Genomic DNA, 18,438 nt, shown 5'->3' on the forward strand with positions numbered 1-18,438 from the left:
ACCTTGCGTATCCTGCAACTGATCTTGTGCTTGAGTGTTCTGAACGACGCCGATGTCACTGCATCACGGTGGAAGAGGGAGTGGCTCAATCCGTCAGCCGACTACTGCCGGGTGCACCACAGCCTGCTCGAGACTGTTCCGCAATCGATTTTTGCCAGAGCTCCGAATTTCGACGCCGCGCTGCGGGCGATATCACGTTATCGATGCCCACCGCTCAGGCTGAGCAAAACATTACGCTAGCAGTATTAGTGAACATTGCTAGCACTCCTTTGGGCGCGGCTAGCATTGATTGTGAACTTCTACACGGGCCAAGATGATTCGCACGTTATTGAGCGATGAAGTATGGGCACGAATCGAATCTGTCTTGCCGGGCAAGGAAGGCGATCCGGGGCGCACGGCGACCGACAATCGTTGGTTTGTCGAGGCTGTCCTCTGGATCGGCCGGACCGGCTGCCCGTGGCGCGATTTGCCGAAGGCGTTCGGCCGATGGCACACGGTGTACATGCGTTTCTCCAGGTGGCGTCGCAAGGGGGTGTGGGAACGCGTGATCCACGCCGTGGCCGACGAAACCGAGATCAAGCATGTGTTGATCGATTCGACCATCGTGCGCGCACACCAGCACTCGTCCGGCGCTCGAAAAAAAACGGACCGCAAGCGATCGGTCGCTCGCGAGGTGGACTGACCACCAAGTTGCACTTGGCTGTCGATGACGCCGGACGTCCCCTGCGGTTGATTGCCACCGAGGGACAAGTTTCCGATATTTCGTGCGCGAATGAACTCGTTGAGCATTTGCGTACCGGCGCGGTCATCGCTGACAAGGGCTACGACTTGAACGCCTTTGTGGAGAGTATCCGCAGTACGCGTGCGAAGGCCGTAATCCCGCCGCGTTCGAACCGGAAGACCAAGCGTCGCTATAGCCGCGTGCTGTATCGGACCCGGAACATCGTCGAACGCTTTTTCAGTCGCATCAAACATTTTCGTCGTGTCGCCACTCGCTATGACAAGCTCGCAGGAAACTATCTCGCCTTCGCTTCGCTTGCCTGTGCCTTTGGACCGCTCGTGAGAATGTGAACAGGGCCTAGGGTCGCGTTTCGGCCGGTTCCTAAGGCCTCGTGGCCAGATTAATCGGGTTAGTATTCAATTAACGCTGGTAGCTTGAAGAAGGTTTGCATCAGAAAGAAACCGTAGCTTGCATCAGTCAATAATTCAGGGGGCTCCGATGACGAATGATCCTGCCGGCTCGACTTGGAAAAAATGGGACTTGCACGTCCACACTCCGTTGTCGGTCGTCCACAACTACCCCGGCACCAGCTACGACGATGCGTGGGAGGCCTTCCTTCAAGACCTCGAGGCCCTGCCACCCGAGTTCAAAGCCATCGGTATCAACGACTACATCTTCATAGATGGCTACGAGCGAGCGCGCAAAGCCAAGCTCGAGCAAAACCGGCTCAAAAATATCGACCTGCTGCTGCCCGTCATCGAGCTGCGTTTGGACAAGTTCGCCGGGGTGGTTAAGAAGGAGAAGGACGGTACCTACTCGCAGTCCGGCTGGAACCGCATCAACCTGCACGTCATCTTCGACGCGATGGACCCTGAGGTCATCCAGCAGCAATTCCTCAATTCGCTGACCCCAAGCTACCAACTAATCCCCGACTCCAGCGACTGGAAGGGAAAATGGAAAGGCATCATCACCCGCGACAGCTTGTCCGAGCTTGGAAAGATGGTCGTAGAGTCGGCGCCGCCTGACAAACGAGGGGACTACGCCCCGCATTTGCAGGAGGGCTTCAACAACTTGTGCGTGAGCCTGGAGAAGGTTGTCGAGGCGCTCGACAAGCACTACTTTGCAGGCAAATACCTGATCGCAGTTGGCAAGACGGAATGGGACAACCTCAAATGGGATGACCAGTCCATGGTAATCCCCCCGAAAAACCGGTGTGATCAGAAGTAGAATTTTCTCATTGAGGGAGTTCTACGGAATGAAGAAGTCGAGATTCACGGACAGCCAGATCATGGACGCGCTCAAGCGCGTGGAGGCAGGACTGGCGGTACCGGACCTGTGTCGAGAGTTGGGCATCAGCACGGCAACGTTCTACAAATGGCGCTCGAAGTACGGTGGCATGGACGTTTCGCTGATCGCGCGGATGAAGGAGCTGGAGGCCGAGAACGCCCGGCTGCGCAAGATGTACGTCGAGGAGAAGATCAAGGCCGAGATCGTGGCGGAGGCGCTCGCAAAAAAAGATTGAGGCCATCTTGCCGGCGTGAGATGGCCATGCATGCGGTGTCTAGCCGAGGCATATCGATTCGGCTGGCATGTGAGGCGTTTGGAATCAGCCAGGCCTGTTATCGGTACGTCGGTCGGCGCAGCGCCGAGAACGACGAGATTGCGAACTGGCTGCTGCGTCTGACGGACAACCACCGGAACTGGGGCTTCGGACTGTGCTTCCTGTATCTGCGCAACGTGAAGGGCTGCGGCTGGAATCACAAGCGGGTGTACCGGATCTATCGCGAGTTGGAGCTGAACCTGCGGATCAAGCCGCGTAAGCGGCTGGTCAGGCAGGTACCGGAGCCGCTGACGGTACCGTGCACCGTCAACCAAGTCTGGTCGATGGACTTCATGCACGACCAACTGGCCGACGGACGCAGCATCCGGCTGTTCAACGTGATCGACGACTTCAACCGCGAGGCGCTCGGCATCGAGATCGACTTCTCATTGCCATCGGAACGCGTGATCCGTGCGCTGCGGCAGATCATCGGTTGGCGCGGCAGGCCCAAAGCGATTCGGTGCGACAACGGGCCCGAGTACCTGAGCGCAGCGATCATCGAATGGGCTCGACAGTATGGCATCAGGCTCGATTACATCCAGCCGGGCAAGCCGCAGCAGAATGCGTATGTCGAACGATTCAACCGAACCGTGCGGTACGAATGGCTGTCGCAGTACCACTGGGAAGACTTGGACCACGCGCAGCGCTTCGCGACCGATTGGATGTGGACTTACAATCACGATCGCCCGCACATGGCCCTGGGTGGATTTACGCCAAAGCAGCGGCTCGCCAAGGCCGCTTAGTTTCTACTTCTGAACCCCGTGGAAAACGGGGGGATTACCATTATGGTGACGCACAACCCGAACTTGGCCGTGGTTTGCGACGCCGAGCAAATCATTTGCGCCACCCGCGACAAGACGACCAATACGTTCAACTACGTCTCTGGCGGCATTGAGTCACCACTGATAAAGAGCACTGTCGTTGAAATTCTTGAGGGCACCGAGCCAGCCTTTAAGAATCGAAAGCGCAAGTACGGTCTTTGATGGCAATGCGCTGGGGCGCTAAGGCTTTGAAGTCGCCGTGGCGGATTCAACCCGTCGTTGCAAAACCGCCTTCGCGGTCGCGTACCAATCCTCACGCCGGGACGAACGCGCCAGCGAGAAAGGGAACCATTCGAGTCCGTAGGGGAGCATGAGGATCAGTTCGACGCGCCGCGCCAGAACGGATGGTCGAGGTTGGCGCACATCGCTTCGAGATCGTCGTGCCAGGCGAATGCTTTCTCCGAAAGCTGCTCGTCCTGCGACTCGAAGAGGATGTGGTTGTTGACATCCGCCGCGTGCTCTCTCAGGAACGCGGACCTGACCCGCGACGACGTAGTCAGCAACAAAGCCGTATATCTGGATTTGGGCATTCAGCCTGACGGCCAGCGCGACGTGCGGGATCTCTGGGTCGAGGAAATCGAGGGGGGCGAGCTCTGGCTTTTCTGAAATTTTCTGAAATTTTCGGTAATCGGATGCTGAGCCGTCGATCTTCTCGTTTTGGCAAAGACAGCTTGGGGTGCTTCAGAAAAATTAAGTACCGCCACGGTACAGGCTCGTGCATGATCCGTTCGACTTTGGGTATAGGCACTGACGACCGGTTAGCCATAGGGTATTCAGTCTGCGAGGCAGATTGAGAGTCGCGTATCCTGAAGTGGGCCGCACAGAACAGCATGGAGATGGCGCTCAACGATCCGGGCAAGCCTTGGCAGAACGGCGCGGACGAAAGCTTCAACGGCAAGTTCCGGGACGAATGCCTGAGCCTTGAGTGGTTTCGAACTCGCACGGAAGCGAAGGTTGTGATCGAGCAATGGCGACGTCACTACAATGGCATCCGACCGCATTCGAGTCTGGCGTACCTTACGCCCGACGAGTTCAAGCAGCAGTACTGTTCAACTGAAGCAACCGAGGCCGTTCCCCAAGCTTGAAATGGCCCGAAGAAATCAGGCAGGTCACCAGCAAGGCGACTGAACTTCCTGGCGCGCGGGTGAACACTTCCGGCGCGAATTGCGAGCGCCTGCATTTCCCCGCCCGCCTGTCTCGTTGTCGATGGCGCCGGGGCGAGGCGCTGGACGTCAAGAAGCAGTTCGCTATCAGTCAACCTCTGAAAATTTCAGCGACGCACGATTGCCCTGACGCCGCTCCGACACGCGATACGTGCCGGAGCGGGTCAACGGGTTGATGTACGTGCTGAAGGCTGATTGCGGGAGACGCAAGGGGGTTGCACCATGAATACAAACATTGGATCAAATTCGGCATATGAACGGCGGGCGATTGCGTTGCTCGCACTTGGCTTCGGGCTGGTCGGTCTCGACCGCTGGCTCATTACACCGCTGTTCCCTCAAATGATGCGGGACCTCGGCCTCACCTATCAGGATCTCGGGAACGTCACGGCCGTGCTTGGCCTCGCCTGGGGCGTGTCGGCGATCCTGATGGGACGCTTGTCCGACACGGTCGGACGACGCAAGATCCTGATACCGGCCATCATCCTTTTTTCGCTGCTGTCTGGTTCGACCGGCCTTGTCGGTGGTGTCGGCGTGCTCATGATGACGCGTGTGCTGATGGGCGTCACCGAAGGCGCGTACTGTCCCGCTAGCTTCGCGGCCGGAGACGACGCGTCGCCTCCGGTCCGACGCGGCCTTAACCTCGGCATCATTCAGGGATGCTTCGCACTTTTCGGGCTCGGCCTCGGGCCGATCATCGCCACGCAACTGCTGTCGGTCGTTCCGTCGTGGCGCATCGTGTTCGCCCTCGTCGCCGCACCTGGGCTGCTGCTCGCGTTCCTGATGTATCGAACGATCCGCGAGCCGGTTCATATCGCCCCGACGGATTCGCGCGACCGCACGTCGCGCCGTGAGAGTTGGAGTTCAGTGCTTCGGTACGGAAACGTGCGCGTCGGCATGGGCGCCATTTTCTGTGCAATGGCCGGACTGTTCGTGCTGGCGGCCATCACACCAGTGTATCTGACCGACTACCGTCACATGTCGACGGCACAGATGGGTTTCGTGATGTCCGGCCTCGGATTTGGCGGATTTGCCGGTCAGATCTTCGTGTGCGGCATATCGGACTCCATAGGGCGCAGGAATGCCGCGAAGATCACCTTCGTCTCCGGCTGTGCGTCCTTGCTCGCCTTCGCTTATGCACCGACTATTCCTACGGTGTTGTTCGTACTCCTGTTCGTGATCGCCTTCTTCTGCTGCGGCGCGATCTCGCTGATGGCGGGGCCGGTTGCCGCCGAGGCCGTGCCTTCTTCTATGACCTCGTCCGCAGTGGGCACCGTCGTAGGCGCCGGCGAGATTTTCGGCGGTGGTGTCGCCCCGGCCATCGCCGGCTTCATCGCTCAACATCTGGGCCTTCAAGTGACGATCCTGTTTGCCTCTGCGGCGCTCGGTGCTGGCTTTCTGCTTGCCTTTCTGCTGCGGGAAACTGCACCGGGAAAGCGAGGCCATGCCATGGCGCATGAAAGCCTGAGCGCACAGAAAAACTAAATTACATCGGAGATCGTCAAATGAAAATGCTTCATCGGCCGTCAGCCGTCTTTCTGGCGATGGCAACCCTTTGCGGCGTATCCACACATGCGCTGGGGCAATCGAATGTCACGTTGTATGGCATCGTCGACACCGGCCTCGTCTACCAAACCAAGTCTTCGGGCAACGCCGGCTCTTTGAAAGGCGCACTCGATGGCGGGTGGGCGCCATCGATTTGGGGGCTCAAAGGACAGGAGGATATCGGCGCCGGGACCAAGATCGGGTTCGCGCTCGAGAACGGGTTCTCGACCACGACAGGGCAATTCGGCAATTCCAACGGCGGTATTTTCGGCCGCCATGCATACGTCCAGGCAACAGGCGGTTTCGGCGACATCAAGGCCGGTCTGCAATTTTCGCCGTTCTTTCTGGCGATCGGCGGTCGCGACCCCCGCGCCATGTCCAATTTCGCGAGCGCGTTCACGGAATATCTGGGCAAGGTCGGTATCAACGGGATTTTCGATTCGAACTCATTCGTGTATACGTCGCCGACATTCGGCGGTTTCACCGGCAGTGTCCAGTACGCGCCGGGCGGAATCGCAGGCAGCGGCGTCAAGGGGCGCCGGCTCTCCGGGTCGCTGACCTATGCGGCCGGTCCGTTCTCCGCCGACGCGGCGTACTACCAGGCGAAAGACACGGCGACGGGCCAGACTGCCATCGATGGCGCAACGCTCGGTGCGTCATATTCGTTCGAATCGGTGACGGGTTATGCGCTGGCCATTCGTCTGCGCAATAACGAGGCGCCTGGCAGCCCGAACTACATGACCTACGCAGGCGGGCTCTCGTGGAAACCGTCTGCTCCGATTCTCCTGGACTGTGGCGTGTATTACTCGAAGGACAGATCGGCAAGCGGGAGTCATTCGCTGATGTACTCGGTTGGGGCGATGTACTCGTTGTCGCTGAGGACGTCGCTTTATGCACAGATCGCGCTCGTCAATAATCACGGCGGCATGGGAACGGGCGTCGCCGCAAACGGCGACCTCACCCGTATCCCGGACGGCAATACGCTGGCGGCGTCGGTCGGCATTCAACACCGGTTTTAATCGAAGCGGTCATCCGTTCAATCACAGGTACTCAAAATGGCACTAGAACATCCGAAGTACGTAGCGGCCGTCGTCCAGGCCGTGCCTGAATTCCTGAACCTCGACAGTGGGATCGAAAAAACGGTCGCATTGATCGACGAAGCCGGACGAAACGGAGCCGCGCTGATTGCGTTTCCGGAAACCTGGCTGCCCGGCTATTCGTTCCATGTGTGGCTCGGGCCGCCCGCATGGGCGCTTGGTGCGGGTTTCGTCCAGCGCTATTTCGATCATTCGATGACGTACGACAGTCCGCAGGCCGGTGCCCTGAGGGCCGCTGCGGCACGCAACAAGATGACGGTGGTGTTGGGCTTGTCGGAGCGATGCGGCGGCAGTCTTTATATCGCGCAGTGGATCATCGGTCCGGACGGCGCGACGATCGCCACGCGCCGCAAACTGCGGCCGACGCATATCGAGCGCACCGTGTTCGGCGATGGCGACGGCAGCGATCTGGCCGTGCACGATCTCGACATTGGGCGTCTTGGCGCATTGTGTTGCTGGGAGCACATTCAGCCACTGGTCAAGTACGCGATGTACGCGCAGCATGAACAGGTGCACGTCGCGGCGTGGCCGAGCTTCTCCATGTACGAGTTTGCGCCTGCACTCGGCCATGAGGTGAACAACGCGGTCAGCCGGGTATACGCCGTTGAAGGCTCGTGCTTCGTGCTCGCGCCATGTGCGGTGATCAGCGAGCAAATGGTCGACATGTTGTGCGATACGGAAGACAAGCGCGCGATGATCCGTGCCGGCGGCGGGCATGCCACGGCGTACGGGCCGGACGGGCAAGCGCTCGTCGAGAAACTGCCGGAAACGGCGGAAGGGTTGCTGTACGTCGACATCGACCTCGGGCGCATCTCGCTCGCGAAGGCCTCGGCGGATCCGGTCGGGCACTACGCGCGCCCCGACGTCCTGAAACTCTGGTTCGACAAGCAACCGCGGCGGTGCGTGGAGCATGCTGGCGAAAACGATGTGTCGCGAAGGATACAGCTGCCGGCGCGGGATGGCGCATCGAGCGACACGAATGACGCTCAGGAAGGCGTCGATTGATAGATTAGCCGGTATTCGCGCGGCGTTTTCATGTAACGGGTCCGAAACGCTCGACTGAAATGCGCCGCGCTTGCAAAGCCCCAGGTTCCTGCGATCTGCTCGATCGAGTAATTTGCATAGCATTTCAGCGAGAGCCATTGCGCACAACGCTCCAGTCGCGCAACGAGAATCATGCGTCCGATGGTGGTTTCATCTTGCTGAACGAGGCGATGAAGATAGCGTGTCGACATCCCCAGCGCTGCTGCCGCCATGTCGGCATTCAGATCGGGATTCCGAAGATTGTTCGAGATGAACTGACGCAACTGTTGCAAGTGCATCGAATGAAGATTGGTGCGGGGGCCGGGCCGGACCTGGAGCCACTCCGCCAGCAGCCCGCCGACCAGATCTGCGGTCGACGTGGAAATTTGCGGCGCGCTCGGGGAGCGGGCGAGCTGCTCGCGTTCGGCGCACAGGGTAATGAGGTGTTGAGCCACGAGCATGCCCAGGCCCTCCGTGCCGGAAATCGTATGCGCGACGAATGTGTCCCGAAGCGGGATCCGGTAAGTGACCAGCGACATCGGAAACCGTATGCAGATCTGGTCGAACGGCTCGGCGAGCTCCCAGCGAAACGGCCTGCGCGAGTCGAATAACACAAGGTCGTGATGTTCGACCGAGGCGCATCGTCCGTCCTGAATCAGCTTGCCTGCACCCTGCAACTGAAGGCAGGCAAGAATATAGTCTCCGTCCGTGTTGGAGACCGACTGGACATCATGCACGGCGACATGCCTTCCGGCAGCAATCCGCGAGATGCAGACGTCGGCGATCGTCGCGCTTTGTATGCTTCCCGAGAAGTGCGTATCCCGCTCGTGCGATATGGCAAGCGGAACGCAGCATTGCGCCGCCATCTGCTCCCATTGGGCGAGCGATTCGCTGGTACGACAATTCGCATTCAGGTTGTCCGGCGATCCCATTCTTCGATCTTCCCACGGCAGGCGGCTGGGCCACATGAGTCTTCTCGACAAATATGGTTTCGCAAAATTCCTGCGTCAATCGGCGACTTCCTGCATCCCGTGTTCTTTTCAATGCGTCCGGTTCGCGTGGAACGGGTGATCGCCGCCGATGCGACGATCGCCGGAATTTCGTATGCCTACCGTCGGCTTGACCGTGCGGATGCGGGAATATGCTGACGGACGACGGCGAGGGCTACGAACACGACCACCATCGCCGAACCAAGCATCAGCAGGTAGCCGGTTCCTCCGGTCGCGGTAATGACGGCCGCACCGGCAAATGCGCTGAGGATTGCGCCGAGCCGGCCGAAAGCAAGCGCGGACGCCGTGCCGGTTGCCCGCACGCCGGTCGAATAGACGTACGCGCAGAGCGCATACATCGTCGACTGGACTGCGTTGACGAACAGGCCGTGTAGCCCGAGTCCAATGATCAGTAGTGCGGTCTGATGCTTCAAGTCCACGCCGAGGATCAGCCATGCACTGACGGCGCCTCCGATGCAGCACAGAAGCAGCGGGCCACGCGAACCGTAGCGAGCGATCGCAATCGCACACGCGAGTGCGCCGAGCACGCCGCCGAGATTGTAGGCGGTCAAGCCGTAGCTGGCGATCGCGACTGACAATCCCTCGCTTGTGAGCATGGCGGGCAGCCAGCTGAACGCCGCGTAGACGGCCAGCAGACATGCAAAGAATGCGCTCCAGATCGAAACCGTATCGCGCGCGCGGCCCTCGCGGAACAGGGACACGAATCCCGTCTGCCTTTCGGTTTGCTGCTCGCGTGCATCGGTGAACTGGGTGTCGGCGCCGAGTCGATGCCCCATGCGGGCGAGCAGACGCGCGAGGTCGGGCCAGCGGTGCCGGCGACGCGCGAGATAGCGGGGCGATTCGGGCAGCATGGCGAGCAACACGATGCCCAGGATGAGCGGTAGGATGCCGCCTGCGAAGAACAGGCCGCGCCATCCGTACGACGGCAGCACCTGCCCCGCGAACAATCCGGCGAGCATCCCGCCGAGCGGTACGCAAACGATGGTTGCGGTGACCGCGAGTGTCCGATACCGGGCCGGCGTGAATTCTGCCGTGATCGTCGTCGACGTGGGCAGCGCGCCACCGATGCCCAGACCGGCCACGAAGCGCAACGCGGCAATGACGGCGATGTTCGGTGCGAACCCGATCGCGCAGGTCGCCGTGCCGAAAACCAGCACGCTCGCGATGACGGCCGAGCGGCGTCCGAATCGATCGGCGAAGAGGCCCGCCATTGCGCTGCCGATTCCCATGCCGATCAGGCCGGCCGCGACGACGGGCGCGAAGGCCCCGCGTGTGACACCCCATTCCTTGATCAGGACCGGGATCGCGAAGCCGATGAGCTGGCTGTCGAAGCCGTCCACGATAATGGAGAGCGCTGCGAGGACGACGGCGATTCGCTGTACGAGCGTGTACGTGCCGTGATCGAGCGTATGCCCGATATCGAGCGATCCGCCGCCGCTCAGGCCGAGATCGCGTGATGGAGCTCGCCCGTCGGACGACGCAGGAAGGGAAGAGTTCATGTTGTCTCCTTGTGCGCGCAGCGCGCCCTTGTGTTTTGAAATGGCTGCGGCAGGTTGCGTGACGCTCCTTACCGCGGCCGACTGCGGGGATTGGTCGACGGACAATTCGACGACGCGCGTGGCGGCAACCGCCAAGTGCTTCAATGTCGAGCCGTCGCTCCGTCCGACTGGCGTGCACGAGCGTCGACGAGTCTGACGAGGCAGGCGAGGCTGTGCGTATGCGGCACCTCTACACCGACCTTGCGAGCAGCCTCGACTACGGCGCCGTTGATCGCTTCGATCTCGGTACGCCGGCCGGCCAGCACGTCCTGCAGCATCGATGGCCGATGCGTACGATGATGGGCGAGCGCATCGCGCACATTCGACACCACATGCGCTTCAGTTGCCGAAATACCGAGCGCACGTGCGACGGCCATTACCTCCGAAACAATCTTCAGCGCCAGTTCTTCGCCGTCAGGCGTATTCGTCAACTCGCCGACCATGCATTGCGTCACCGCACACAGACTGTTCAGGGCGGCGTTGAATGCAACCTTCTCCCAGATCGCGGCCCAGACGTCGGGATCGACATGGCACGAGAGGTCGGCGTCGTTCAAGGCTTGCACGGTCTGTTCGAGCGCGCTCGTATGCGTACCGTTCGCGTTCATCAGTCGAATCGTGCCCTGGCCATGCGAGTTGACGGAGCCAGGCTCCGACTTGTCGGCTGGCCACGTGGTCACGCCGACCATGACGCGGTCGGGCGATACGGATCGGGCGAGCCGTTCGGCGTTCCCCAGGCCGTTCTGCAAAGACAGGATGACGGTGTCAGGACCGAGTACGGCGCTTGCGGCAGCGAGTGCGGCAGTCGTATGCATCGTCTTTGTGAAGACGATGACGAGGTCGACGGGCTCGCTGGCCTCCTCCGGCCTTAGTGCGACGAGATTGCGCACGATTTGCTCGCCGGAATCGGTCGACAGCCGCAGGCCGTGGTTGCGAATCGATGTGAGATGAGCGTCGTCGATGTCGAGCAGGCTGACCGAATGGCCCGCCAGCGCGAGGCGGCCACCGAAGAACGAACCCATTGCACCGGCACCCAGAATGGCGATCTGCATGATGTGCTCCTCAGAACGGATAGTGGCGGGGGGTGGTCTGCAGGGTGATCCACCGCAAATCGGTGAATTCCGCGATACCCGCGCGGCCGCCGAAGCGCCCGAAGCCGCTGTCCTTCACGCCGCCGAACGGCATTTGCGCCTCGTCGTGTACCGTCGGTCCATTGATATGGCAGATACCCGATTCGACGCGCCGGGCGACGTTCATCGCTCGTGCGCTGTCTCGACTGAACACGGCCGCCGCGAGACCGTAGGGGTTGTCGTTTGCGCAAGCAATCGCCGCTTCCTCGCCGCGCACGCGCACGATCGGCTTCACCGGGCCGAACGATTCGTCATGGTAGATACGCATCGCCGGCGTGACGTGGTCGAGCAACGTAGCGGGCATGAGCGTCGTGTTGGCCTTGCCGCCGCTCGCAAGCGTCGCGCCGCGCGCGAGCGCATCGTCGATCAATGCGTTGCAGCGCTCGACCGTACTCATGTCGACGACCGAACCGAGGACCACCGGGCCGTTGCGAGGATCGCCGAGCGGTAGCGCGCGTGCGCGCATGGCGAGCCGCTCGACGAAGGTATCCGCGATCTGTTCGTCGACGATGATGCGCTCGGTCGACATGCAGATTTGCCCCGAATTGGCGAAGGCGCCGAAGATGGCCGCGTCGACCGCCGCGTCGACGTCAGCGTCGTCGAGGACGATGAACGGCGCCTTGCCGCCGAGCTCGAGCACGGCTGGTTTCAGGTGACGGGCACATTGTTCCGCGATCAGGCGCCCCACGCGCGTCGAACCCGTGAAGTTGACCCGCCGGACCTTCGGATGGGCGACTAGCGCGTCGACGATGCGGGCTGCGTCCGCCGGGGCGTTCGTCACGAAATTCACCGTGCCGGGCGGCAATCCGGCTTCCTGCATTGCCTCGATGATGAGGCCGTGGGTGGCCGGACAAATCTCCGAGCCTTTCAACACGACGGTGTTGCCGCATGCGAGCGGCAGTGCGATGGCGCGCACCCCCAGAATCACGGGCGCATTCCATGGTGCGATGCCAAGGACGACGCCCGCCGGTTGGCGCATGCCCATCGCGAGGCTGCCGGGCACGTCCGACGGGATCAGTTCGCCGCCGATCTGCGTCGTCATCGCGGCCGCTTCCAGCAGGCCCTGTGCTGCAAGGTGGACGTTGAAGCTGGCCCACAAGCCGGATGCGCCGGTCTCGGACGCCATCGCCGCGGCAAAGGCCTCGGACTTCGCTTCGAGCGCATGGGCCGCGGCGGTAAGTAGCTCGCGCCGCTTGAGCGGGCCGAACCCCGACCAGATCGGGAATGCGCGGGCCGCGGCATCCACCGCCGCCTCGGCATCCTCGACGCCCGCGGCGGGCGCACACGACGCCACCTCGCCGTCGAGCGGATTACGGCGCTCGAATATCGCGCCGCTGCGTGCCATGACTTGCTCACCGTCGATGAGCATCGACACTGTCTTCATCGTTTGTCTCCTGGATTGTTCGGGCGGCGAGGGCGGCTTACGCGACCTCGATTTCGACGAGTGACGGACCGTTCGCCGCGAGCGCGCTTCGCAGCGCGTCGCGCAGGCCGTCGGCGTCGGTCAGACGCTCACCCGGGCATCCCATGCCGGCGGCGATCTTCACGAAATCGAGACCGGGCAGGTCGGTACCCTGCACGGGGTCTTGCGGACCGAAGCCGAACACCGGCGCGAAATCCTGTAACGCTGCGTAGCGCGTGTTGTTCAGAATCACGAACGTGATGGGCAAGCGCAGATGTACGGCCGACCAGATCGCCTGGATCGAGTACATGCTCGAGCCGTCTCCGATCACCGCGATCACGCGCTCGCCGGGACGGGCCAACGCCACGCCGACCGCTGCCGGCATTCCAAAGCCCAGGCCGCCGCTGTCCATGGTCAGAAATCCGCCCGCTCCCTGGATGGGCAGGTACGCCTGCATCACGGGGCGCGCGCTCGGCGCTTCTTCGACGACGATGTCCTCCGCGCGACGGACTTCGCCCAGCGTTTGCAGCGCGAAGGCGACCGACATGCGCTCATCCGGGCCCGGCGGAAGCGCACGCGGCGGCAACTGCCGGGGCGCAGGCAATTCGCGCCCGCGCGGCGCACCGCGCTCGAGCAGATCCTGGATGCCGAGCCGCACGTTCCCGACGACGGCCAACCCCTCCGGCGTCCATGCCGCCGTACCCGGGTCATCGATCAACTGACACAGCGTCGCGCCTGCGGGAACGTGCGGGCCGTGCCCTTCGACGTGGTAGCTGAAGGCCGGTGCGCCAACGGCGAATATCACGTCGTGGCCGTCGAGCAGTTCGACGATGCGCTCGCGCATCGCGGGCAGGAAGCCAGCGAACAGCCGATGGGACTCCGGAAAACTGCAGCGCCCAGTCATGGGTGCGACGTAGACGCGTGCGCAATGACGTTCCGCCAGCCGAACGAGGTCGTCGACGGCACCGGCGCGGTCCACGGCGCCGCCTACGACGAAGGCGGGGCGCTCGCATCGATCGAGCAGGTCTCCGATGTGCGCGAGCGCCTCCGGGGCGGGGCATGTCACGTGCGAAACGACGCGCTCGGGCAGTCGTTCGGCCGGCTGATCCCAATCGTCGACGGGAATGGACACGAATACGGGCCCGCAGGGCTCCTGCATCGCGATCGCCCAAGCGCGCGCGATGGCAAGCGGCACGTCTTGGGCTCGAGCCGGCTCGATGCTCCACTTCACATAGGGCTTGGGGAGTTCCGTGGCGCTCGTGGCCGAAAGAAACGGATCGAACGGCAGGATCGAGCGCGCTTGTTGTCCCGCCGTGATTACGAGCGGTGTCCGGTTACGGAAGGCGGTGAAGATGTTGCCCATCGCGTTGCCGACTCCGGCTGCCGAATGCAGGTTCACGAGGGCGGCCCGCCCGCTTGCCTGGGCGTATCCGTCGGCCATGCCGACGACGACAGCTTCCTGCAGCCCGAGCACGTAGCGGAAGTCGGCGGGGAAGTCGCGGAACATCGGTAGTTCCGTCGAGCCCGGGTTGGCAAACACGGACGTCATGCCGACACGGCGCGCGAAGTCGATCACCGCATCGCGCACTGTCATGTCCTGCGCGTTGCTGCCTTGATCGTCTTGCTGCGGGAGGCGGTGCTCCATCGAAGTCTCCTTTTGTTCAGTACGTTTCTGTGATGAACACATTATCGAAACATCCGGCAGAATCCGAAATTGCCGATTTTGCAAAAAGGCATTACCTTTAGATATGACTTTCAATCTCCAGCAGCTTCACGCTTTCGTCACGATCGCCTCGGCCGGTAGTCTCGGGCGCGCGGCCGAGACCTTGCACGTCACCCAGCCGGCCTTGAGCCGCGCGATCCGCCGGCTCGAAGACGACGTTGGCGCCCCTTTATTTGAGCGCCATACACGCGGCATGCACCTGACGGTAGTGGGAGAGGCGCTGCTGCCGCATGCCGTTCTGTTGCAACGCGAGGCGGAGCAGGCGCGCGAAGAGATCGACGCAATGCGGGGGCTCGCGCGCGGGACGATTCGCTGCGGTGCGGTAGGCAGCATTGCGAGCCTCGTGCTGCCGCTCGCCGTGAGCGGCGTGTTGCAAAAGTGGCCCAATTTGCGTGTCCACGTCATCGAAGGCGTCTGGGATCGTCTTGCCGAGGCATTAGTGCAGCGCGAAATCGATCTCGCACTCAGCATGGTGATGCCCGACACCGAAGAGATCGTCGCGATCGAGGACTGTCGCTGGGAGGACAACAGCTACGTGGTGGCGGCGCTCGATCACCCGCTGCGCGGAAAGCCGGGGATCACGCTGGCCGATACGCTGGATCAGCAGTGGGCGATCCCGCCGCGCGGCACCGCGCCATTCGAGCACATGCAGCAGGCGTTCGTCGTACACGGCCTCGGATTGCCGAACGTCGTGGTCGAAACCCGATCGATTACCGTGTTGAAGAGTCTCGTCGCCCGATCCGGTTTTTTGAGCTGGATGGCTGAACCCATGTACGCGACGGAGAGCAAGGCTGGCGTATTCGATACGCTCGAATTGCCGGGGGTGGTCGGGCGGCGTACGTTGACCGCATTTCGGCGTCGGCACGGTTTATTGCCGAGCCCCGCCGTCAAGCTGCTCGAACAGTTAAGGCAACTGACGGCAGAGCAACGTTGAGCCCCCCGCAGCGCCTTGTTACGTGCCTGCAAGAGCCGTATCGGCGACTGCCTGCCAACCGGTGTGCGACAACGACGGGTACGTGCATCATTCAACTTTGAGATAGTGCCTATCTCCGATATCGCGTTGCGAGATGAGAGTGTCCTCATCAGACTTGCGCCAAATCAACGTCATCGGAGACTGACATGCGCACACAAATTGGCATCATCGGCGCGGGGCCGGCGGGCTTGCTGCTTTCTCATCTGCTCCACTTGCAAGGAATCGATTCCGTCGTCATCGAAACGCGCGGCCGCGAACAGATCGAATCCACCATTCGCGCAGGCGTGCTCGAACCGGGTACAGTAAAACTACTGACCGATTCGGGCGTGGGTGAGCGCATGGCCAAGGAGGGCATTGTCCACCATGGATTCGAACTGGCGTTCGACGGCAAGCGTCGACGGATCGACCTCACCGAGCTCACGGGCGAGTCCATCACCGTCTATGCGCAGCACGAAGTGCTCAAGGACCTCGTGGCCGCTCGCCTGGCGGCGAATGGCGCGGTGTATTTCAATGTGTCAGATACAACCATCATCGGCATCGAGACGGATAAACCGTCGATCCGGTTTGTTCGCGACGGCACGGAGCACGTGCTGGATTGCGATTTCGTGATCGGATGCGATGGTTCGCAGGGGGTATCGCGGGCTGCCGTACCAGCTGACTTGCGACAGGACTTCGAACGGGTCTTTCCGTTCGGATGGTTTGGCATTCTTGTCGAGGCGCCACCTTCTTCGGACGAATTGATCTACGCGCGTCATGACCGCGGCTTTGCGCTTGTCAGCACGCGTTCGCCGAATGTGCAGCGCATGTATTTTCAGTGCGACCCGAGCGACTCGGTCGATAACTGGTCCGATGATCGAATTTGGGCGGAAATGCATGCGCGCGTCGATTCCCGGGAGGGTCATCAGGTTGTCGAAGGGAAAATCTTCCAAAAAAATATCGTCGGCATGCGCAGCTTCGTCTCGACGCAGATGCGCCACGGACGCATGTTTCTTGCGGGCGACGCGGCTCACATCGTACCGCCGACAGGAGCGAAAGGCCTCAACCTTGCGGTTTCCGACGTACGCATCTTGATTGCGGCAATCCAGGCGTTCTACCGAGCAGGCCGCACCGATTTGCTCGATGCATACAGTGAAACCGCGCTGCGGCGAATTTGGCGCGCCGAGCATTTTTCATATTGGATGACCAGCATGATGCATCGCATCGACGATGCATCGCCATTCGAGCAGCGCTTGCAGCTCGCCGAACTCGAACACGTCACGACGTCACGAACGGCATCTGCAGCGCTCGCGGAAAATTACACAGGCACTGTGCTGGTATAGGAATTCCGCGGCAACCCGCATGCTGGCTATGTGAGTGCAAAAGGGTGTTTTGCAGGCGAAAGCCGAATGCGCCGCGGGCTGTCGAGTGCGCCTGCTCTATAACCACGGCGGGATCGCGAGAAGAGAGCGGGCGCGAGCTTATGGTGTGGGTCCTTCGTTCAGGCTGACTGTCGCACTACGAGACGATGCTGCAAAATCTTCGGGCTAGCGGTATCACCGCCAAGGATTGCCAACAGCATCTCGGCGGCAGTGGCGCCCAGATCGGACATGGGTTGTGCCACGGTAGTCAATCCCGGTTCGAAGATGTCGGCGATCGGGACGTCGTCGAATCCCATCACGGCGACGTCCCCGGGCACGACTCGGCCAGCCTTGCGGAATCCCTTGATCGCACCGATCGCGAGTGTGTCCGATACCGTGAACACCGCGCTGGGTGGATCTACTACCGCAAGCATCGCGGCGGCAGCCTGACTCCCGGCGCTGTAACTGTTCTCGCCCATGGCGAAAATCAGTTCCGGCGTCGGCACGATACCGGCGCGCGTCAGCGCAGCCTCGTAACCCTCGCGACGCTGGCGTGCGTAGAGGAAGTAATCATTGGTGGTGACGAAACCAATACGCCGATGCCCCTTGTTGATGAGGTATTGAACCGCGTCCATCGCAGCTTGGCGATGATCGATGCTGACGTAGGGTTCGCTGTCTCCGGCAAGAAATTCGGAACAGTTGACCCAAGGTTTGCCGTGTGTGGCCTCTTGCCACGGCTTCTGGTCCGGCATGTGCATGAGATTGATGACGCCGTCGCTCAAGCTTCCGGCCAGCATCTGCAGGGATCGATCCGCGGTGTCCGACGACGCTTCCCAGCCGGCAGGAAGCAGCGTATAGCCAGCCGATCGAGTGACGGCCGCCGCGCCGCGAACGATCTCGGCGTAGAAAGGGTTGGCAAAGTCAGGCATGAGCATGAGGACGATACGACTTTCTCCTGTACTCAGGCCTCGTCCAAACGGATTCGCTCGATAGTCCAGTGCCTTGACTGCCGATTCGACGCGCTGTCGCGTAGCAGCAGAAACGGCCTTCGTGCCGTTAAGCACGCGGGATACCGTGGCGATGGATACACCAGCCTCGCGGGCAACGGCGTCGATCGAAGGTTTGGTTGGCATGGGTGTCTGTGCGGTCGACGGCAGGCACAGTACCCGCCGCTGACACGCATTGTAGCAGGAGAGTAAGCGGTTTCCTCGTGTCGTTCGAACGGCACTGCGCACGGCGATATTTACCGAAAATCTCGGGTTTTTCGAACGAATATATTTCAACATTCTTACGAATTGCGTCGAAATTTCCTGTTAGGGTAAGCGCTTTCCTTGGATATTATGGGAATTCACCGCGATTTA

General features: G+C 61.4%; 14 protein-coding genes and 5 pseudogenes. 12 read left to right on the plus strand and 7 right to left on the minus strand.

Annotated features, from left to right (window positions below):
- The 5 genes and pseudogenes from ABY44_RS28675 to ABY44_RS28695 all read left to right on the plus strand — a co-directional run.
- Positions 1 to 240: pseudogene (locus ABY44_RS28675) on the plus strand (hypothetical protein); the annotation flags it as partial.
- Positions 241 to 313: 73 nt separating this feature from the next.
- Positions 314 to 1,071 (plus strand): annotated as a pseudogene (locus ABY44_RS28680) (IS5 family transposase).
- A 148-nt stretch (positions 1,072 to 1,219) separates the two neighbouring features.
- A complete protein-coding gene (locus ABY44_RS28685) occupies positions 1,220 to 1,948 on the plus strand; it encodes a hypothetical protein (protein ID WP_212103842.1) in 729 nt (242 codons plus the stop codon).
- Between the two features lie 28 nt (positions 1,949 to 1,976).
- Positions 1,977 to 3,064 (plus strand): IS3 family transposase gene (locus tag ABY44_RS28690; RefSeq protein ID WP_431642863.1). Its coding sequence is split into 2 segments (ribosomal slippage): positions 1,977 to 2,238 and positions 2,238 to 3,064, totalling 1,089 coding nucleotides; the frame shifts between segments, so codons are not numbered across the junction.
- Between the two features lie 39 nt (positions 3,065 to 3,103).
- Positions 3,104 to 3,304 (plus strand): annotated as a pseudogene (locus ABY44_RS28695) (hypothetical protein); the annotation flags it as partial.
- 155 nt (positions 3,305 to 3,459) lie between these two features.
- On the opposite strand, the gene ABY44_RS28700 reads toward ABY44_RS28695, so the two are convergent.
- On the minus strand, positions 3,460 to 3,672 hold the full coding sequence (locus tag ABY44_RS28700) for a hypothetical protein (protein WP_234743440.1): 213 nt from the start codon (positions 3,670 to 3,672) through the stop codon (positions 3,460 to 3,462).
- On the opposite strand from ABY44_RS28700, the pseudogene ABY44_RS28705 reads away from it, so the two are divergent.
- From ABY44_RS28705 to ABY44_RS28725, 5 genes and pseudogenes are all read left to right on the plus strand, one after another.
- A pseudogene (locus ABY44_RS28705) lies at positions 3,629 to 3,742 on the plus strand (transposase); the annotation flags it as partial. The gene ABY44_RS28700 and the pseudogene ABY44_RS28705 sit on opposite strands and share 44 nt — an antisense overlap.
- 206 nt (positions 3,743 to 3,948) lie before the next feature.
- Positions 3,949 to 4,227: pseudogene (locus tag ABY44_RS28710) on the plus strand (integrase core domain-containing protein); the annotation flags it as partial.
- Between the two features lie 300 nt (positions 4,228 to 4,527).
- A complete protein-coding gene (locus tag ABY44_RS28715) occupies positions 4,528 to 5,787 on the plus strand; it encodes an MFS transporter (RefSeq protein ID WP_212103846.1) in 1,260 nt (419 codons plus the stop codon).
- A 20-nt stretch (positions 5,788 to 5,807) separates the two neighbouring features.
- Entirely contained in the window at positions 5,808 to 6,866 is a 1,059-nt protein-coding gene (locus ABY44_RS28720) for a porin (protein ID WP_212103848.1), read from the plus strand.
- 36 nt (positions 6,867 to 6,902) lie between these two features.
- Positions 6,903 to 7,949 carry a carbon-nitrogen hydrolase family protein gene (locus ABY44_RS28725; protein WP_124626137.1) on the plus strand — a complete coding sequence of 349 codons (1,047 nt, stop codon included), beginning with the start codon at positions 6,903 to 6,905 and terminating at the stop codon, positions 7,947 to 7,949.
- On the opposite strand, the gene ABY44_RS28730 is transcribed toward ABY44_RS28725, so the two are convergent.
- The 5 genes from ABY44_RS28730 to mdlC form a co-directional block, all read right to left on the minus strand.
- Positions 7,931 to 8,935 (minus strand): helix-turn-helix domain-containing protein, encoded by a 1,005-nt coding sequence (locus tag ABY44_RS28730; protein WP_212103850.1) that lies wholly within the window; start codon positions 8,933 to 8,935, stop codon positions 7,931 to 7,933. The genes ABY44_RS28725 and ABY44_RS28730 overlap by 19 nt on opposite strands.
- A 140-nt stretch (positions 8,936 to 9,075) precedes the next feature.
- On the minus strand, positions 9,076 to 10,476 hold the full coding sequence (locus ABY44_RS28735) for an MFS transporter (protein ID WP_212103852.1): 1,401 nt from the start codon (positions 10,474 to 10,476) through the stop codon (positions 9,076 to 9,078).
- A gap of 140 nt (positions 10,477 to 10,616) precedes the next feature.
- Positions 10,617 to 11,564: a ketopantoate reductase family protein gene (locus tag ABY44_RS28740; protein WP_212103854.1), complete on the minus strand. Its 948-nt coding sequence runs from the start codon at positions 11,562 to 11,564 to the stop codon at positions 10,617 to 10,619.
- Positions 11,565 to 11,574: 10 nt separating this feature from the next.
- The gene (locus tag ABY44_RS28745) at positions 11,575 to 13,026 is read right to left on the minus strand and encodes an aldehyde dehydrogenase (RefSeq protein ID WP_212103855.1); all 1,452 of its coding nucleotides are present in this window, start codon (positions 13,024 to 13,026) and stop codon (positions 11,575 to 11,577) included.
- Between the two features lie 37 nt (positions 13,027 to 13,063).
- The gene (gene mdlC, locus ABY44_RS28750) at positions 13,064 to 14,689 is read right to left on the minus strand and encodes a benzoylformate decarboxylase (RefSeq protein WP_212103857.1); all 1,626 of its coding nucleotides are present in this window, start codon (positions 14,687 to 14,689) and stop codon (positions 13,064 to 13,066) included.
- 103 nt (positions 14,690 to 14,792) lie between these two features.
- Between mdlC and ABY44_RS28755 the strand changes: the two genes are divergently transcribed.
- Both ABY44_RS28755 and ABY44_RS28760 read left to right on the plus strand, forming a co-directional pair.
- A complete protein-coding gene (locus tag ABY44_RS28755; RefSeq protein ID WP_124626149.1) occupies positions 14,793 to 15,701 on the plus strand; it encodes a LysR family transcriptional regulator in 909 nt (302 codons plus the stop codon).
- 185 nt (positions 15,702 to 15,886) lie between these two features.
- Positions 15,887 to 17,059 carry a 4-hydroxybenzoate 3-monooxygenase gene (locus ABY44_RS28760; RefSeq protein ID WP_212103859.1) on the plus strand — a complete coding sequence of 391 codons (1,173 nt, stop codon included), beginning with the start codon at positions 15,887 to 15,889 and terminating at the stop codon, positions 17,057 to 17,059.
- Positions 17,060 to 17,217: 158 nt separating this feature from the next.
- On the opposite strand, the gene ABY44_RS28765 is transcribed toward ABY44_RS28760, so the two are convergent.
- On the minus strand, positions 17,218 to 18,210 hold the full coding sequence (locus ABY44_RS28765; RefSeq protein ID WP_212103861.1) for a LacI family DNA-binding transcriptional regulator: 993 nt from the start codon (positions 18,208 to 18,210) through the stop codon (positions 17,218 to 17,220).
- Positions 18,211 to 18,438: the final 228 nt, after the last annotated feature.

The organism is Burkholderia sp. ZZQ-2 (assembly GCF_050768715.1).
Lineage (GTDB): Bacteria > Pseudomonadota > Gammaproteobacteria > Burkholderiales > Burkholderiaceae > Burkholderia > Burkholderia cepacia.

What these genes read in the sequence shown, in the direction of transcription:
- ABY44_RS28700 (WP_234743440.1), bottom strand. Translation starts at nt 3,672, where the DNA reads ATGCCCAAATCCAGATATACGGCTTTGTTGCTGACTACGTCGTCGCGG.
- ABY44_RS28740 (WP_212103854.1), bottom strand. Translation starts at nt 11,564, where the DNA reads ATGCAGATCGCCATTCTGGGTGCCGGTGCAATGGGTTCGTTCTTCGGT.
- mdlC (WP_212103857.1), bottom strand. Translation starts at nt 14,689, where the DNA reads ATGGAGCACCGCCTCCCGCAGCAAGACGATCAAGGCAGCAACGCGCAG.
- ABY44_RS28730 (WP_212103850.1), bottom strand. Translation starts at nt 8,935, where the DNA reads ATGTGGCCCAGCCGCCTGCCGTGGGAAGATCGAAGAATGGGATCGCCG.
- ABY44_RS28720 (WP_212103848.1), top strand. Translation starts at nt 5,808, where the DNA reads ATGAAAATGCTTCATCGGCCGTCAGCCGTCTTTCTGGCGATGGCAACC.
- ABY44_RS28725 (WP_124626137.1), top strand. Translation starts at nt 6,903, where the DNA reads ATGGCACTAGAACATCCGAAGTACGTAGCGGCCGTCGTCCAGGCCGTG.
- ABY44_RS28755 (WP_124626149.1), top strand. Translation starts at nt 14,793, where the DNA reads ATGACTTTCAATCTCCAGCAGCTTCACGCTTTCGTCACGATCGCCTCG.
- ABY44_RS28760 (WP_212103859.1), top strand. Translation starts at nt 15,887, where the DNA reads ATGCGCACACAAATTGGCATCATCGGCGCGGGGCCGGCGGGCTTGCTG.
- ABY44_RS28715 (WP_212103846.1), top strand. Translation starts at nt 4,528, where the DNA reads ATGAATACAAACATTGGATCAAATTCGGCATATGAACGGCGGGCGATT.
- ABY44_RS28685 (WP_212103842.1), top strand. Translation starts at nt 1,220, where the DNA reads ATGACGAATGATCCTGCCGGCTCGACTTGGAAAAAATGGGACTTGCAC.
- ABY44_RS28745 (WP_212103855.1), bottom strand. Translation starts at nt 13,026, where the DNA reads ATGAAGACAGTGTCGATGCTCATCGACGGTGAGCAAGTCATGGCACGC.
- ABY44_RS28735 (WP_212103852.1), bottom strand. Translation starts at nt 10,476, where the DNA reads ATGAACTCTTCCCTTCCTGCGTCGTCCGACGGGCGAGCTCCATCACGC.
- ABY44_RS28765 (WP_212103861.1), bottom strand. Translation starts at nt 18,210, where the DNA reads ATGCCAACCAAACCTTCGATCGACGCCGTTGCCCGCGAGGCTGGTGTA.